Below are 17,184 nucleotides of genomic sequence, written 5' to 3' on the forward strand. Positions count from 1 at the left end.
ATATTGTGCCGCCCCCTTTACATCATACGAATTTTTTGTTCAAAGCTTTTTTTCATTTGTTTTTCATGTAAACCTGGTAAATCATAAATGACAGCATCAATCCCAGCTTCTTTTGCAATGTCAACGGGAATGACAGATGTATGTTTGTCTCCGTTATAAAAACAGAGAACTAAATCGGTATCTTCAATAATTTGTTTCACAAAAAACATATAATCAGATCGATAAATAGAGTCGGAAGGATGATCAAAAGCAACATACTCGGCTCCGTGTGATTTTAAATAATCTACGATTTCTTGGAATTCATCTGTTACTGCTTGTAACGGTTGGAGCGTGTAAAGGCATAAATTTTGAGCGAGCCTTTCGTTTTCAACGAAAAAACGAAGTACCTCATTTTCAATAGATTTATAACATAATATGTAAATTTTATGTTTGTGAGCATAGTCAGTTAAAAATTTTTTAATTTCTTCTTGATCTAATGCTGTTAATTGTTTTGAACCACAAAGAAAAATATTCATAGAATTGTGCCACCTCATGCTAAATTGTAACATATCTTCTATAAAAAATAACTGCAAAATATTAGTGTTCAGAGTATAATTATAAATAACTAGATTTTACGATTAACTTTTGGAAGAAATAAAAAAATAAATAGGTGATATATATGCTGCGTTCAATCTCGCATAATCCAATCTTATCGCATATACCGCCTGCTACTCAAATGCCGAAAGAAGCAAATGTCAGGACTGGACTTGCATTTTCGGATAATTTGTATGCAGATCCGAAAAAAGATAAGTTGTTAGAACAAATGGAAGCGTTTGTTGATAATATTGGAGAAATTAAAGAAAAAATCGAAATGGAATTAACACTTGATAACGTAATGGAATACAAAAATACAGTAAAATCATTTTTGAATTTTTACGTTGATAATGTATTGCAATATAAAGATGTCATGTCTCGTCATCCGCGTTATGGCTATTCACAGAAAATGACGATTGTAAAACAGGCGGAAATAGGATTGAATGAGTTAGAAGATGTTATGAACTTAATTAATACAAAAACAGGACATTTAGAAATGTTAAATCAAATTGGAGAAATCCACGGTTTAATTGTAAATTTAGTCTTGTAAAAGGGAAGGAAGCTATATGTATATACAATTATATGAAAAGCTCGTTATTATTCAAAAAGCATATGAAAACATTCAAACGCTTGGAGAACAAATATATGAGAATTTAAAAAATAAAAATGTAAATGCAGTTCAAAAGTTACAAGTAGAGCAATTGCAGTACATTGAAGGTTTAAAACAATTATCGAGATCATTTGAAGAAATGGTTGTTCAGTTTTGTAAAGAACAGGGAGTGGAATCATTTCGCGTAAGTGCGTTATTTTCGTATTTTTCTCAAGAAGAAATTGAGAAAATGGAAAAATTACAAAAAAACTTAATTGGATTAGAAGAAAATGTAAAAATGCTTCTTTTGAAAAATCAATATTACTTAAACGTACTATTAAAAACTACAGAAAGTATTGTGGATTCAGTTTCTGAATATAACTTAGAACGAAACAATAATTCGCAAATCTTTATGAATGAACTATTGTAAAGGGGAAGTGAAGCATTATGAGATTATCTGATTACAATACCCCGTTATCGGGTATGTTAGCGGCCCAAATGGGATTACAAACGACGAGACAAAACTTATCAAACATTCATACACCTGGCTATGTGCGCCAAATGGTGAATTACGGATCTGTTGGAGCGAGCAATGGTCATACACCAGAACAGAGAATTGGTTATGGTGTACAAACGTTAGGTGTTGATCGTATTACAGATGAAGTGAAGACGAAACAGTTTAACGATCAATTATCTCAGCTCTCTTACTATAATTATAAGAACTCGGTTTTATCACGAGTAGAGTCTATGGTAGGAACGACAGGCAAAAACTCACTATCTAGTTTAATGGATGGATTCTTTAATGCTTTTCGAGAAGTTGCAAAAAATCCAGATCAATCAAACTATTATGATACGCTAATTTCTGAAACTGGGAAGTTTACAAGTCAGGTAAATAAACTTGCGAAAAATTTAGATTCAGTAGAAGCGCAGACGACAGAAGATATTGAAGCGCATGTCAATGAATTTAATCGTCTTGCTGACAGTCTAGCAGAAGCGAATCAAAAAATTGGGCAAGCTGGTACACAAGTGCCAAATCAACTTTTAGACGAACGTGACCGTATCGTTACAGAAATGTCTAAGTATGCCAATATAGAAGTATCTTATGAATCTATGAATCCTAATATCGCAAGTGTTAGAATGAATGGCGTTTTAACAGTGAATGGACAAGATACATATCCATTGCAATTAAATAAAACGAAAGAACCTATGTCTGTTGAAATTTACGGTTCGGAAATTCCTTTAACTAGTGGGGCAATAAAATCTGCAATTGATACGAAAGGGCAGATTGCTAGTTATAAGAAAAATCTTGAAGAGTTAATGAGTTCAGTGAAAAATCAAGTAAATACAGTGATGGGAAAAGACTTCTTCGTTGGAGATTATGCGAAAGAGTTGAAATTAAATCCAGAATTTGCGAATGATTTTTCGAAAATGAAAATATCTGCTGAAACTGCAAATAAACTGGCTGGAATTACAGATGAAGATTATAAAGATGGACTTTCATATAAAAAAGCATTAGACCAATTCATAGTGAAGGTAGCATCTGATAAAAGTGAAGTGAATGGTTATCAAAAAATTCATGGAGACTTATTAGAAGGTATTCAGCAAGAAAAGATGAGTATCGAAGGCGTGAATATGGAAGAAGAAATGGTTAATTTAATGGCCTTCCAAAAATACTTCGTTGCGAATTCTAAAGCTATTACAACGATGAATGAAGTGTTTGATAGTCTGTTTTCAATCATTAGATAATGAGAGGTAAAAACAAACCCCTTTTCTTTTATGTTTGAAGAGAGGACCAGCAGAGTGTAGAAGTGGTCAGTGCCTAATAGAGGACCTATCGGTGTGAGACCAGAGATACAGGGCGGTTGCCGGATAAGGAAGAATGGAGGAAAGCCGGAAATAGTTCCGGTTGCACCTTCCAATCAATTTTCAATAGATAAAGGAGGAGATAGAAATGAGAGTATCTACATTTCAAAATGCAAACTGGGCAAAGAATCAGTTAATGGATTTGAATGCCCAACAGCAATATCATCGAAATCAAGTAACTTCAGGGAAGAAAAATCTTCTTATGAGTGAAGATCCACTTGCAGCAAGTAAATCATTTGCAATTCAACATTCGTTGGCGAATATTGAACAAATGCAAAAAGATATAGCGGATTCTAAAAACGTGTTAAGTCAGACAGAAAATACATTGTCAGGCATTGTGAAATCTTTAACGAGAGCGGATCAATTAACAATACAAGCATTAAATGGACCAAATGGTGAAAAAGAATTAAAGGCAATCGGTGCTGAAATCGATCAAATTTTAAAACAAGTTGTATATTTAGCGAACACGAAAGAGCAAGGTCGTTATCTTTTTGGTGGAAATAATGAAGAGAAACCTCCATTTGCGGATGATGGGACATACCAAGGTGGCGAAAAAGATGTAATGTGGAAGCTAAATGACGGTTATGAAATTAAAGCTTTTCATAATGGCGAGAACTTACTAACTCCTGTTATTCAAACGTTAGTAAAGATGAAAGACGCGATGCAAAGTGGTGATCAAAAGGCGTTGCAACCGATTTTAACGGAAAATAAGAAAAACTTGGATAGTGTTATTAACCGTACAACAGAAGTGGGAGCAACGATGAATACTGTAGAGACGTTTAAGACAATTTTAAGCGAGCAAAACCTAGCACTTCAAGAAAATCGTAAAGAAATTGAAGATGTTGATTTAGCGGTAGCAATTTCTGACTTGGCGTATATTAACGCGACGTATGAAGCGACGCTTAAAGCGGTTAGCACGATGAGTAAAACGAGTATTTTAGACTACATGTAAAGAATAAGGAGTGAGAAATATGGCAGGAACGATAACAGGTATTGGCGGTAGACAACAGATTTGGAATCTCGGAAATAACATGATCGATACTTCTAACTTCGTTGAATTAGAAATGAATGCGTTAGATATGAGAAAAACACCGTATACAACTGAAAAGAATAGCCTTTCACAAGATAAACTTTTATATACAAGTTTAAAATCGGAATTCAGTTCTTTCACGCAAACATTTAAAAATTTAGCGGCTTTTAAAGGGAATGAGAAAAAGGTAACAACATCACAAGACGGTTATATTAATGTCAAAGCTGATGGTGGAGCTATTGCGGGAACTTTTAATATGAAGATTACACAGCTTGCGCAGCGCCATCAAATAGCTTCTGATGAAATTAAAGATATAGATGCAAAGCTTAATAGAGATGAAACATTAAAACTAGGTGATAAAGAACTAAAAATAACATCTGATATGACATATAAGGATTTAATTAATAAAATTAATGATGGAGATTATGGTGTATCAGCTTACACACTTGGAAATAAAATTTTTATGACCTCAAAAAAAGAAGGAAAAGATGGAGTAATTAATTTTGAGGGGAACACATCTAAATTTTTTCAAGATATAGGGTTAGCTAATGAGAAGGGTGCAGCGATCCATATAATCAATGAAGCGCAAAATGCTGAATATACGATTAATGGTATTACAGGTAGCAGCTCCACCAATACAGTTGAAGCCCTTCCAGGTGTGAAAATTGAATTATTAAAAGTAACTGAGCAAAAAGTAGAGGAAAAGCCAGTAGAAAATCCGGACGGAGAAAGTACAGAGGTTGATCCAAAGACAACAGAGGCACAAGCAAAAGGGATAGAGCTGAAGTTTACAGTAAGTGACTCAAACGTAACAGACGCATCAAATGTTATTAAAAAAATGGTTGCGGATTATAATAAAGCTGTTTCTACAGTAGATATCTTTGCTGGTAAAGGCGGGGCGTTCCAAGGTCAAGCTATTATGCAAAGTGTACGCCAAGCGATGAATAGCGTCGTAACATTTTCTCAAGATGGTAATTACTTATTCTCATTTGGTATTCAATTAAAGCAAGATGGAACGATGGAAGTTAATGATGAAGCATTAACGAAAGCGTTAAAAGAGAAGCCGGATGCAGCGAAGCAATTTTTCTTTAGTTCTAACGGATTAGGGAAAATGATGGAAGAACCACTTGAAAAATTATTTGGTGATAAAGGTGTAGTAGGAGAACGAGTAAAAAGTATTGATTCACGTGTAAGTGATTTAGATAAAAAGATTAAAGATATTGAAGCACAAAACTTACAAAAACAAGATGAAATTGTGAAGAAGTATCAAAAGCTAGAAAGTACATTAGCGGCACTAGATAGCCAATTAAAAACAATTAAAGCAATGACAAAACAAAAAAGTGATGATTAATGAAAGTTGAGGAAGTGATCGTATGCAAGCATGGCAACGTTATATGCAAAATGATATTATGACGAGTAATCCGATTAAAAATACAATTTTTATTTATGAAAGATGCATTGTAGAGTTCCGTAATTTAGAAGAGCTTTTACATACTTTTAAACTACAAGAGGGAGATGCACTTCTTGAGAAGTTAGAACGTATTTTTGAAGAATTAAAGCTTCAATTAAACCCTGAGATTACGAAAGATTTATATGATAGTCTTTATGGTTTATATGATTGGATTAGTGTTCAAATTCAAACGATGAAAGTAACACGTGAAGCGAAAGATATTGATGCAATTGTGAAAGTGTTACAAGATTTAATAGACGGTTATCGCGGAGCGCTTGAAAATGAACAATGATATTTATCGAGCATTTGTCGGCTGTTTTAATGAAATCGGTGAATTGCAAGTGTCAGATGAAGAGTTTGCTGAGAAGAGTGCGATGTTAAATCGCTGGATGATGACATTGGATGAAGAAACGCGGGCACAAGTTGCGGCAGAAGTAAGTCCATTCATTATTAAGGCAGCACAGCATATTCGAGATAAGCAAAAGATTTTGGAAGAAATGATTATGACAAATGATGGGCGAATGAAAGCAAATTCATTTTACGGTAAATATTAATTATAAAGTGTGGAAACGGATCCCCCTTATAAAAAGGGGATCCATTCCTTCATGTAAATAAAGAATTCCGCTGATTGAGGTTTCATTTTATGACTGTAAAAAATAAAAGTAATCTAAATAATGTAAAAATAATCTACAGCTAGTCGTAAATATGTTGAAATATTATATAGATTACTACGCGTATACAGTTTTTTTGTATTCTTTTTTATATTTTTGTATTTTTCTAAAGACAACAATGTAAAAATGGAATAAAATATGTAAGGGTACATAATAGTTAATATTTTAATAAATACATATAAGAAATTAAATAATGAAGTGAAACTTCCATCAGTGGATTATTATGCCAAAATGATAAGTTAAAAAGGAAGGGTGTGGAGTATGCCAGATTTAGTGACTGATGTAAGCCATTATATGAATTATTTAGTGACGAAACGAAATACTGTTTCTAGTAATATTGCAAATGCGAATACACCTGGCTATAAAGCACAAGATGTTACATTTGCTGAGCAAATGAATAAAAGTAGTGCATTATATAAGAGTAATACTGCGGATTTAAAAACTAATGCAGATTTATATCAAACGAATGAAATGCACTTACCGACGGTAAATACGAAAAATACATATGCAAAGATTCAAACGAAGTCAATGCAAACGAATAAAGATGGAAATAGTGTGGATGTAACGACAGAAATGCTAGATTTAATGAAAGCAAACCAATTGTATGGGATTTCAATTAACGCAATTAATACACAATATGCAATTAACCAAGCAGCTCGCGGACGTTAATAGTAGAAGGAGAGACAACGATGTTTCAGGCAATTAATGCAAGTGGATCAGGGCTAACAACAGCGAGAAAATGGATGGAAGTTACTTCAAATAATATTGTAAATGCCAATACAACGGCAGCTCCGGGGGCAAATTTGTATGAGCGCCGTAGTGTAGTGCTTGAATCAAATAATAGTTTTGCGAATATGTTAGACAGTGCGCCGACTAACGGGGTGAAAATAAAAAGTATTGAGGCAGACAAAACTGAAAACTTAGTGTATGATCCGACACATCCGCATGCAAATGAAGAAGGATATGTGCGGTATCCGAATGTTGATGTGACTGCTGAAATGACGAATGTAATGGTTGCTCAAAAAATGTACGAAGCAAATACAAGTGTATTAAATGCGAATAAAAAAATGCTGGATAAAGATTTAGAAATCGGCCGAGGATAAAGGGGGAATATGGGAAGATGAAAATCCAACCAATGTTACATACACAGCCATTTGGCGCGATTCAGTCAATTGGTGCACCGAAAAATACACAAACATCTGTAGTCGAGGGGAAGAAGTTTATCGATTTATTGGAAGATATGAATCAAACACAAAACAATGCGCAAACAGCTGTATATGATTTATTAACAAAAGGAGTAGGAGAAACACATGACGTTTTAATTCAGCAAAAGAAGGCTGAGTCTCAAATGAAAACGGCTGCTCTTGTACGTGATAATCTTATTGAAAATTATAAGTCACTAATTAATATGCAAATTTAGAAAAATGGACGGGTGTGTTTAAATGGAAAAGTTAAAAAATGTTTTCCAATCGTTAAAAACGTGGCATAAGTTAGTCATTGGTGCTGCGCTTTTAGCAATTGTAACAGGAGCACTTTTATACTTCACCTTGCCAGATAAATATGTTGTTGTATATCAAAATTTAAATGATGCAGATAAGCAAGAGATTACAGCAGAATTATCGAAGCTAGGTGTCGATTACCAATTAGCAGCCGATGGTTCGATTCGTGTGCAAAAGAATGATGCTCCATGGGTTCGAAAAGAAATGAATGGAATGGGCTTACCGTTTAACTCAAAAAGCGGTGAGGAAATTTTATTAGAAAGCTCGCTCGGTTCAAGTGAGCAAGATAAAAAAATGAAGCAAATTGTCGGTACGAAAAAGCAATTAGAGCAAGACATTGTAAGAAACTTTGCGACAGTTGAAACGGCAAATGTTCAAATTACATTACCTGAAAAAGAGACAATTTTTGATGAAGAAAAAGCAAAAGGAACAGCCGCAATTACGGTTGGTGTAAAGCGTGGTCAACTATTAACGGCTGATCAAGTTGCGGGTATACAGCAAATGATCAGTGCAGCAGTTCCTGGTGTAAAAGCAGAAGAAGTAAGTGTGATTGATAGTAAAAAAGGTGTTATCTCAAAAGGGGCAGATGAAGCACATGCTACTAGTTCCTCTTCTTATGAGAAAGAAGTAGAGATGCAGCACCAAATTGAAGGTAAATTAAAGCAAGATATCGATGCAACATTAATGACGATGTTTAAACCAAATGAATATAAAGTGAATACGAAAGTATCTGTAAACTACGATGAAGTTACACGTCAGTCTGAAAAATATGGCGATAAAGGTGTACTTCGTAGTAAACAAGAGCAAGAGGAAAGCTCTACTGCGCAAGAAGGTGCAGATACGAAGCAAGGTGCTGGTATTACAGCGAACGGCGAAGTGCCGAACTACGGTACGAACAATAATCAAAATGGCAAAATCGTCTACGATAATAAAAACGGTAACAAAATCGAAAACTATGAAATAGATAAAACAGTTGAAACGATTAAGAAACACCCAGAGTTAACGAAAACAAATGTTGTTGTATGGGTGGATAATGATACGTTAGTAAAACGAAGAATTGATATGACGACTTTCAAAGAAGCGATTGGTACAGCAGCTGGACTTCAAGCTGATCCGAATGGGAACTTTACAAATGGTCAAGTTAACGTTGTAACTGTTCAGTTTGATCAGCCGAAAGAAGAGAAGAAGAAAGAACCAGAAGAAAGTGGTATAAACTGGTGGTTAATCGGTGGTATTACAGGTGGCTTATTAGCGCTCTTTGGTCTAATATGGTTCTTCTTAGCTAGACGTAAGAGAAAGAAAGAAGAAGAGGAATATGAAGAATACTTAGCAGAAGAGGAAGTTGCTGCAAGTAGTGAAAGTATTATGGAAATTCCGGAAGAGAAAATAGTACCAGAGCCAAAACCTGAGCCAGAAGAACCGAAAGAACCAACGTTAGATGAACAAGTGCAGGATGCTACGAAAGAACATGTAGAAGGTACTGCAAAAGTAATTAAAAAATGGTTAAACGGACAGTAAGGGAGGAACAACGATGTTAGATGAAATCTCCTCCAAAGAAAAAGCTGCCATCCTCATTCGTACATTAGATGAAGAGGTGGCAGCAAGAGTCATTGAATATATGACGGCTGAGGAAAAAGAAGTGTTGCTTCGTGAAATCGCGAAGTTTCGTGTATATAAACCAGAAACGTTAGAGAATGTACTAGGGGAGTTCTTATATGAACTAAATGTAAAAGAATTGAACTTAGTCACTCCAGATAAAGAGTACATTCGTCGCATATTTAAAAATATGCCAGAAGACGAGCTTGAAAAATTATTGGAAGACCTTTGGTACAACAAAGATAATCCATTTGAATTCTTAAATTCACTGACAGATTTAGAGCCACTTCTTACAGTGCTGAATGATGAATCACCACAAACAATTGCAATTATCGCTTCTTACATTAAACCGCAACTTGCTTCTCAATTAATTGAGAGATTGCCAGATCATAAGCGAGTAGAAACGGTAATGGGTATTGCGAAACTAGAACAAGTTGACGGTGAACTCATTAATCAAATTGGTGAGCTATTAAAAGCGAAATTAAATAATATGGCATTTAGTGCCATCAATAAAACAGACGGCTTAAAAACAATTGTGAACATTTTAAATAACGTTTCACGAGGCGTTGAAAAAACAGTCTTTCAAAAGCTGGATGAAGTTGATTATGAGTTATCTGAGAGAATTAAAGAAAATATGTTTGTCTTTGAAGACTTACTTGGTCTTGAAGATCTTGCGCTTCGCCGTGTGTTAGAGGAAATTACAGATAACGGTGTCATTGCAAAAGCGCTTAAAATTGCAAAAGAAGAAATTAAAGAGAAATTATTTACATGTATGTCTTCAAACCGTAAAGAGATGATTCTGGAAGAATTAGATGGTTTAGGACCACTTAAGATGACAGATGCTGAGAAAGCGCAGCAAACGATTACAGGTACGGTGAAAAAGCTAGAGAAAGAAGGAAGAATTATCGTTCAAAGAGGTGAAGATGATGTCCTTATTTAAAAACAGAATTCCGAAGAATTCTGTTTCTTTTTCTGAAGAAACGTATGAATTACAATTTCCAAAACCAATACCAGTTCATGTAGAAGAAATACAAGTAGATCATGAAGAACTTCTTGCGCAGCAACAATCGTTACATGTTGAACTAAATCAACTAAGGCAAGAGCAGCAAATATTAGAGCGAGAGCGTCAGCAGCTATTACATGATCAAGAACAATTTCAAATGCACGTTCAGCAGCAGATGAAAGAAATAGAATCGGCACGTCAGCAGTTTCAAAAAGAGCAACAAGAAACTGCATACGAATGGTCAGAATTATTATGGGATCAATCTTTCCAACTAGCAGAAAAAATTGTGAATCAAGCAGTAGATACTAGATTGCTTGATGTGTTACCTATTTTAACTGGCATCGTTCAAACGTTACCTACTTCGTTTGAAAAACTAGTTATTACCGTACATCCAGAAACGTTTGAACGTATTCAAGAAGAGAAGGAAAATACGAAAGAATATTGGTTGCTACAATTAGTAGAATGGAAATATGATTTCTCCTTACAGTTTGGTGAATTTGTTCTAGAAGAAGAGAAAGAGTTCTTTGAATTTAAGTTTGCACCTATATTTGCGAAGCTTCGCCAGAAATGGGAAGAAGAGAAGTTATTTGAGGAGCAAAATGTATGAATCGATTGTTAATGAATGAAAACCAAAAATGGAATACATTTATTGAAACGCCGTTTTATACGAAAGTCGGTAAAGTTCATAGTGTGCAAGAGCAGTTTTTCGTAGCGAAGGGACCAAAGGCGAAAATCGGTGATGTTTGTCTCGTTGGAGAACATAGCGTCTTATGTGAAGTAATTGCAATTGAAAAAGAGAACAATATGTTACTCCCGTTTGAACAGACAGAAAAAGTATGTTACGGAGATTCCGTTACATTAATTGCAGAAGATGTTGTTATACCTCGTGGTAATCATTTACTCGGAAAAGTGTTAAGTGCAAATGGCGAAGTGTTAAATGAGAACGCTGAAAACATCCCGCTGCAAAAAATAAAACTAGATGCTCCGCCTATTCATGCGTTTGAACGTGAAGAGATTACTGACGTATTTGAAACGGGAATTAAATCCATTGATTCTATGCTAACAATTGGTATCGGTCAAAAGATTGGTATTTTCGCTGGGTCTGGTGTTGGGAAATCTACTTTACTCGGCATGATTGCGAAAAATGCAAAAGCGGATATAAACGTTATTAGTTTAGTAGGAGAACGTGGCCGAGAAGTAAAAGATTTTATTCGAAAAGAATTAGGCGAGGAAGGTATGAGGAAAAGCGTCGTTGTTGTAGCGACGTCAGATGAAAGTCACCTTATGCAACTTCGCGCTGCTAAGCTTGCGACATCTATTGCGGAATACTTCCGAGACGAAGGCAATAACGTACTACTTATGATGGACTCTGTTACTCGTTTTGCAGATGCGCGTAGAAGTGTTGATATTGCTGTTAAAGAGTTACCGATTGGTGGTAAAACACTTTTAATGGAAAGTTATATGAAGAAGCTGTTAGAGCGATCTGGGAAAACACAAAAGGGGTCTATAACAGGTATTTACACTGTACTCGTTGATGGAGACGATTTAAATGGTCCTGTACCAGATTTAGCACGTGGTATTTTAGATGGACATATTGTATTAAAACGTGAACTTGCAACGCTCAGTCATTATCCTGCTATTTCCGTGCTAGACTCAGTAAGTAGGATTATGGAAGAAATCGTTTCACCAAATCATTGGCAACTTGCAAATGAAATGAGAAAAATTTTATCTATTTATAAAGAAAATGAATTGTATTTTAAATTAGGAACGATTCAAGAAAATGCAGAAAATGCTTATATTTTTGAATGTAAAAATAAAGTAGAAAGTATAAATACATTTTTAAAACAAGGTCGATCAGATCGTTTCCAATTTGCTGATATTGTTGAAGCAATGCACCATATAGTATAAGACCTTGCGCTTCGCAGGTCTTATTTTTTTGTTTTTTAATATTTCACAGATTTTTTTGGAAAAAAACTATATAATAGAAAAAGAGAACGTTATAATAGGAAGGGGCTATGAAAACAGGTGGATAAGCAGCAGTACGACACGATAAAATTGCAAATAAATCAAGAAAAAGAACAGATTTTGAAAGAAGTGTATGAATTAACAGCTGAAAAAAGAAAAATAGAACAAAAAAAAGAATATGATTTATATGTTGTAAAATCGCGTAGTAAAGTTGTACAAGCTGGGCAACGTATAATGGCTGGCATGCTTTCGTCACATACGTTTTCACCTGAAAGAATAGAAGAATGGAATCGGAAAATTAAAAAAACAGAGGATTTTATTCGAAAAAATGAAAGCCTTTTAGAACAAGTAAAAGAAAAAGAACGTGTCATTGATGAGATGTATCAAGAAGATTGTAGAAAGCTTGCGAAAATACGAGAAAAGCAGGAAGAAAAAATGCTTCTTGATTTGAAAATGTGTATGAATGGATGAGGTGAATGTAGTGATACAGTCTGTATTACCGGTGCAACAAAGTTTACCTCCGCAAAAAGAAAAAGGGCTAGAAGTACAATCTAAAAGTGAAGATTCTTCATTCGATCATGCGATGAGAATGGAAAACAAAAAGCAGCCGAAAACGGAGAAAACAAAGCGAGAAGATGCACCAGAAGATAGAAAAGAAAACATTCTTTCTAAAAAACCGGAAACGAAAGAAGAGCCAAGTGTAAAGAAAGAAGAAAAAAAAGAGACAGAACAGTTATTGTTAGCTGTATCTGAGCAAATGGTTGCAATTGAGCAATTACGCGTGCAGCCAGAATTGTTATATCAATACATACAAAAAATACAAGAGCTATATAAAGAATATGGAAATATAAAACTTAACGAATTACCTGCAGGTGAATTACAACAATTACAAGAACTTCTTTCCAATATGAATATCAAAAATGCTATATGTTTAGAAGATACAATGCAAATGGCATTAGACAAAGTAAAGATGCCAGAGCAAATGATGCAAGTATTGAAAGTGGTAGAAACAGAAACTTGTAATATTGCAAAGAAACAAGAAGAGTCCAAAGACTTAGATGGAGATCTTCCGAAAGCTGATAGCGATAATGTCAAGATAGAGTTGCCAGAAGGTGATGTATTCAACGATTCGAATTCTGCCGGTGCGGAATTATTAAATAAAGCGACAAGTACCGATCAAATAGGAAAATCCAATAGTGGGGCTGAGAAAGTTTCATTGCCTGACTTAGGAAAGAAAATGGAAGCGCAAGTAGAAGCTTTGCAAAAGTTTGTAGTGAAACAAGAACGTGTGTTATTTCAGTTAAATCCAGAAAAACTCGGCACATTAACAGTGTTTATGAAAAAACATGGAGATCAAATTGATGTTCACGTAGAAATGGAAAAACACGATGCGAAAAAACGGGTTGAAATCATTTTTGATGAGTTGAGACTGAAGTTAAAAGAAAAAGAAATCAATATTCAAATTAGCTATGCAGATAAAGATGAAAATCGCAAAGAGCAGCGAGAACAAGAGCAAAGACAAAAACAAAAATTAGCAAGTACGAAACATGAGAAACAAGAATCAAAAGAATTTGCGGGATTATTGGAGGAATAAAGCGTGCCAACAGTTGGATTAAATACAACGAGTACAAACCATATTCCATTACAAGCAGGAGCGCAGAATAGGAATGCATCTGTTAACGGTGCACAACCGGCAGTAGGGCAAATGAATGGAGTATCAGCAGGAGAACAAAAGACTCCTGGTGTAATGGGGAAAGATGATTTTCTAAAATTATTTTTAGCGAGCTTTCAACATCAAGATCCATTTAATGCGATGGATATGAATCAAATGATGAATCAGACAGCACAATTATCTCTTATGGAACAAGTACAGAATATGACGAAAGCGGTAGATAAACTGCAATCAACGATGTATTCAACAGCGCTTGATGGTGGAATGAAGTTTTTAGGGAAATACGTAAGAGGTGTTGACGGTGATGGTAAAAAAGTCACTGGTCAAGTAGAGACAGTTCGCCTTGCAGAAAATAATGAGGTACAGCTCGTTATTGATAATAAAGTTGTATCCCTTCGTTTCGTTGAGAGAGTGTCTGATAAACCAATTGGAGACACGAATCCAGAAGATGCGAAGAAAGACGATCAAAAAGTAACGGAAGAAGAAAAAACTACAAATTCATAAGGAGTGTCCATACGTTATGATTAAAGCGTTATATACAAGTATTACAGGAATGAATGCAACACAAAATGCATTAAGTGTAACTTCAAATAATATTGCCAATGCACAAACAGTAGGTTATAAAAAACAAAAAGCAATGTTCGATGATTTACTATATAACAACTCAATCGGTGCAAAAGGTGATGGGAATTACGCAGGAACGAATCCGAAAAGTATCGGTAACGGTGTGAAAATGAGCAGTACAGTTACAGATTATAGTGATGGTACAATTACGCTAACTGGTGGAAAAACACAAGCAGCAATGGAAGGTAATGGTTTCTTCGTAGTAGGTGATTCAAAAGGTGGTAATATGGAATTTACTCGTAAAGGTACGTTTGGGATATCTTCAGATTACTATATTACGAATACAGAAGGCCAATATGTATTTGCATACCCTGCAAATGAAGCAACTGGTGAAGTTGATTTATCTGGTATTCCTGGACCGTTGCAAATTCCAATGGGAACAGCAATTGGTGGTATTCAAACAACGAAGGGTACAATTAAAGGGAATATTCCGGTGAGTGAAAGTAAAATTACGCAAGATTTACCGTTTTATGATGATGCCGGTAATACATGGACGATGCGTGTAGAATTTACGAAAACGAATGACCATGAGTATACGTATAGCGTTCAAAGACGAAATGACTCAGTAAAAGATTCAAAGTTTGAAGTAGTGACAGGACAAGGTTCAACAGGTACTTTGAAATTTAATGGCGTTGGAAATCCAGACCCGGTACAACAAGGAGCAAATATCCCGTTTAACGGCGGAACGATAAATTTAGATTTCAGTAAATTAACAAATCATCCGACAGATAAAACATTATCAGTAACAGATGTAGACGGTAGAGCGGCAGCCACTGTTAAAGATTGTTTTATTGCTGATGGTGGATATGTGATGGTAAAATATTCTGATGGAAGTATGAAAGCTGCTGGTCAATTAGCTGTTGCGATGTTCCCGAATGAAGGTGGGTTAATGAAAACAGGTAACGGTAACTATACAGCGACGAATACAACTGGTATTTTAGCACTTGGTGCATCTGGTCAAAACGGCGCAGGTAAAATACGTGGTGGTGCACAAGAAGGTGCAAACGTAGATTTATCTGTAGAATTCGTTGACTTAATGTTATACCAACGCGGATTCCAAGGAAATGCAAAAGTAATTAAAGTGTCAGATGAAGTATTAAATGAAGTTGTAAACTTAATTCGATAATATATAATAAAGAAAAATTGTAATGTAGTAGAAAGGGTTTTTTATTCGTATGACAAGACAAGAGCGAATTTTACAATTGCCTTTTTTCGAAAATAAACGTGAACTTGCTGAGCAAGTGTTAAAAATGGAACGAGAAGAGCATGTATATTTACCAGATCAATTTGAAATTAAGCAAGTGCCTCCCTATTCATTTGGTGAAAAACAAGCAATCATTGGCCGTATTCACGAATTTTATTTCGTAAGTGTTGGTAGTGAGGGCGAGTGGAAGTATCAACTGTTTAAAGATGAGATGAAGTGCCGTGAGTTTTTTGTTACGTTGCCGGATATTGCGGATCAGCAGATAGCGTTTTGGTTCAATAACATCGAGTTACTGAAAAGATCTTAAAAAGTTCTTAAAAGCTCTTTTTTAGGTTTTGAGAGAGGACCTGGCGATGTGTGGTGGCGGTTAGTGCCTAATAGAATCTCGACCGTTGTTTAAGCCCAGAGTTATGTAGAGTGGCTAGGGTAGTTGAAGAAGATATAAGCGAAGTGTAGTTAAAAAGATTTTAAAAGCTCTTTTTTAGGTTTTGAGAGAGGACCTGGCGATGTGTGGTGGCGGTTAGTGCCTAATAGAATCTCGACCGTTGTTTAAGCCCAGAGTTATGTAGAGTGGCTAGGGTAGTTGAAGAAGATATAAGCGAAGTGTAGTTAAAAAGATTTTAAAAGCTCTTTTTTAGGTTTTGAGAGAGGGCCGAGCGATATGTGGTAGCGGTTAGTTCTTATGTGGTGCTCGACCGGTATTTAAGGCCAGAGATATGTAGAGTTGCTAGGGTAGTTGCAAAAATAGATTTATGAAAGGTTACTGGGATGGTTAATCGTTTTATGGTAGACCAGTGCCTTTTGGATCGTTTGTGGTGATAGATTTTTATAAAAGGAGAGGTGAGGAGGATGGCGCAGAATAAGTATCGCGTTACATTCATTTCGCCAAGTGAGGTTGAGCAGCGGACTGTAATGACAGCGAGTAGTTTACCAGATTTAATTCGTAAAGTAGAGAGTATTATTGCAGATCCAAACGGTTATTTTGTAAATGATAAAAAAAATAATTGCTATTTTAAAGTGATGAAAGAAAATGTTACCTTCATTCAATATGAGTTGCTATTTTCAGATAAAGAGATTCATATTGAAAAATTAAAACATATAGCGCCGGCAGTATTAAAACGATTATTTGAAAAAATAAATGATCCGGAACTATATGCACTTGCGCTACTGGATGTTGATTTAGCAACGAAAGAATATGTGCTAGCAGAAATGAATGCAGAGTTAAGAATAAGAGTAGAAACAGAGCTTTCTAAAAAATGGGAAGCGATGCCGACAGAAATTGTAGGAGCGCAAGAAGTGTTATTAGAAGCACTTGCTTCGTTTATACAAGAGTAATCGTCTTTTTAAATAAAGAAATGAATTGTTCGACTATCTATATTTTTTATATAGGTAGTTGACTTTTTCGTTTTAATAAAGCTTAATAATTAGATATACGGAAATAATGA

The 17,184-nt window shown here is 35.2% G+C and carries 21 protein-coding genes; 20 read left to right on the forward strand and 1 reads right to left on the reverse strand.

Translation table 11 applies throughout. The annotated features are described in order from the left end of the window. Positions 1-17 precede the first annotated feature (17 nt). A complete protein-coding gene (locus PDQ40_RS01385) occupies positions 18-515 on the reverse strand; it encodes a flagellar motor switch protein FliG (RefSeq protein ID WP_270691184.1) in 498 nt (165 codons plus the stop codon). A 143-nt stretch (positions 516-658) separates the two neighbouring features. On the opposite strand from PDQ40_RS01385, the gene PDQ40_RS01390 reads away from it, so the two are divergent. The 20 genes from PDQ40_RS01390 (at position 659) to PDQ40_RS01485 (ending at position 17,074) form a co-directional block, all read left to right on the forward strand. Continuing rightward, entirely contained in the window at positions 659-1,123 is a 465-nt protein-coding gene (locus PDQ40_RS01390) for a YaaR family protein (RefSeq protein WP_270691185.1), read from the forward strand. A 16-nt stretch (positions 1,124-1,139) separates the two neighbouring features. Then, positions 1,140-1,592: a hypothetical protein gene (locus PDQ40_RS01395; protein ID WP_000275907.1), complete on the forward strand. Its 453-nt coding sequence runs from the start codon at positions 1,140-1,142 to the stop codon at positions 1,590-1,592. A gap of 17 nt (positions 1,593-1,609) precedes the next feature. Then, positions 1,610-2,908 (forward strand): flagellar hook-associated protein FlgK, encoded by a 1,299-nt coding sequence (flgK, locus tag PDQ40_RS01400; protein ID WP_270691186.1) that lies wholly within the window; start codon positions 1,610-1,612, stop codon positions 2,906-2,908. 205 nt (positions 2,909-3,113) lie between these two features. Next, a complete protein-coding gene (locus PDQ40_RS01405; protein WP_270691187.1) occupies positions 3,114-3,977 on the forward strand; it encodes a flagellar hook-associated protein 3 in 864 nt (287 codons plus the stop codon). Between the two features lie 19 nt (positions 3,978-3,996). Next, positions 3,997-5,406, forward strand: a complete 1,410-nt coding sequence (locus PDQ40_RS01410; protein ID WP_000929230.1) for a flagellar hook-associated protein 2 — start codon at positions 3,997-3,999, stop codon at positions 5,404-5,406. A 22-nt stretch (positions 5,407-5,428) separates the two neighbouring features. Then, positions 5,429-5,797: a flagellar export chaperone FliS gene (locus tag PDQ40_RS01415; protein ID WP_001149522.1), complete on the forward strand. Its 369-nt coding sequence runs from the start codon at positions 5,429-5,431 to the stop codon at positions 5,795-5,797. Beyond that, on the forward strand, positions 5,787-6,059 hold the full coding sequence (locus tag PDQ40_RS01420; RefSeq protein WP_001058066.1) for a hypothetical protein: 273 nt from the start codon (positions 5,787-5,789) through the stop codon (positions 6,057-6,059). The genes PDQ40_RS01415 and PDQ40_RS01420 overlap by 11 nt, the downstream gene beginning before the upstream one ends. A gap of 378 nt (positions 6,060-6,437) precedes the next feature. Beyond that, positions 6,438-6,845, forward strand: coding sequence for a flagellar basal body rod protein FlgB (gene flgB / locus PDQ40_RS01425; protein ID WP_001113121.1), 408 nt, complete (start codon positions 6,438-6,440; stop codon positions 6,843-6,845). Between the two features lie 20 nt (positions 6,846-6,865). Continuing rightward, on the forward strand, positions 6,866-7,279 hold the full coding sequence (gene flgC, locus PDQ40_RS01430; RefSeq protein WP_000484684.1) for a flagellar basal body rod protein FlgC: 414 nt from the start codon (positions 6,866-6,868) through the stop codon (positions 7,277-7,279). A gap of 17 nt (positions 7,280-7,296) precedes the next feature. Then, complete coding sequence (fliE, locus tag PDQ40_RS01435; protein ID WP_000701666.1) at positions 7,297-7,596, forward strand: flagellar hook-basal body complex protein FliE; 300 nt, start codon at positions 7,297-7,299, stop codon at positions 7,594-7,596. Positions 7,597-7,618: 22 nt separating this feature from the next. Beyond that, the gene (locus PDQ40_RS01440; RefSeq protein WP_270691188.1) at positions 7,619-9,193 is read left to right on the forward strand and encodes a flagellar M-ring protein FliF C-terminal domain-containing protein; all 1,575 of its coding nucleotides are present in this window, start codon (positions 7,619-7,621) and stop codon (positions 9,191-9,193) included. A gap of 13 nt (positions 9,194-9,206) precedes the next feature. Then, positions 9,207-10,211 carry a flagellar motor switch protein FliG gene (gene fliG / locus PDQ40_RS01445; RefSeq protein ID WP_270691189.1) on the forward strand — a complete coding sequence of 335 codons (1,005 nt, stop codon included), beginning with the start codon at positions 9,207-9,209 and terminating at the stop codon, positions 10,209-10,211. After that, on the forward strand, positions 10,198-10,881 hold the full coding sequence (locus PDQ40_RS01450) for a FliH/SctL family protein (RefSeq protein ID WP_270691190.1): 684 nt from the start codon (positions 10,198-10,200) through the stop codon (positions 10,879-10,881). The genes fliG and PDQ40_RS01450 overlap by 14 nt, the downstream gene beginning before the upstream one ends. Next, positions 10,878-12,182, forward strand: a complete 1,305-nt coding sequence (gene fliI, locus PDQ40_RS01455; RefSeq protein ID WP_270691191.1) for a flagellar protein export ATPase FliI — start codon at positions 10,878-10,880, stop codon at positions 12,180-12,182. The genes PDQ40_RS01450 and fliI overlap by 4 nt, the downstream gene beginning before the upstream one ends. Before the next feature lie 117 nt (positions 12,183-12,299). Continuing rightward, positions 12,300-12,710: a hypothetical protein gene (locus PDQ40_RS01460; RefSeq protein ID WP_000360867.1), complete on the forward strand. Its 411-nt coding sequence runs from the start codon at positions 12,300-12,302 to the stop codon at positions 12,708-12,710. Between the two features lie 10 nt (positions 12,711-12,720). Continuing rightward, positions 12,721-13,833 carry a flagellar hook-length control protein FliK gene (locus tag PDQ40_RS01465; RefSeq protein WP_270691396.1) on the forward strand — a complete coding sequence of 371 codons (1,113 nt, stop codon included), beginning with the start codon at positions 12,721-12,723 and terminating at the stop codon, positions 13,831-13,833. A 3-nt stretch (positions 13,834-13,836) separates the two neighbouring features. Continuing rightward, positions 13,837-14,415, forward strand: a complete 579-nt coding sequence (locus PDQ40_RS01470) for a flagellar hook assembly protein FlgD (protein WP_001143468.1) — start codon at positions 13,837-13,839, stop codon at positions 14,413-14,415. A 16-nt stretch (positions 14,416-14,431) separates the two neighbouring features. Continuing rightward, positions 14,432-15,661 carry a flagellar hook protein FlgE gene (locus PDQ40_RS01475; RefSeq protein ID WP_270691192.1) on the forward strand — a complete coding sequence of 410 codons (1,230 nt, stop codon included), beginning with the start codon at positions 14,432-14,434 and terminating at the stop codon, positions 15,659-15,661. Positions 15,662-15,710: 49 nt separating this feature from the next. Beyond that, positions 15,711-16,046 (forward strand): DUF3964 family protein, encoded by a 336-nt coding sequence (locus PDQ40_RS01480; protein WP_000198181.1) that lies wholly within the window; start codon positions 15,711-15,713, stop codon positions 16,044-16,046. Between the two features lie 542 nt (positions 16,047-16,588). After that, positions 16,589-17,074 carry a LysR family transcriptional regulator gene (locus PDQ40_RS01485; protein ID WP_270691193.1) on the forward strand — a complete coding sequence of 162 codons (486 nt, stop codon included), beginning with the start codon at positions 16,589-16,591 and terminating at the stop codon, positions 17,072-17,074. The last annotated feature ends 110 nt before the right edge of the window (positions 17,075-17,184 follow it).

The sequence above is a fragment of the Bacillus cereus group sp. Bc061 genome (genome assembly GCF_027715825.1).
GTDB lineage: Bacteria > Bacillota > Bacilli > Bacillales > Bacillaceae_G > Bacillus_A > Bacillus_A paranthracis.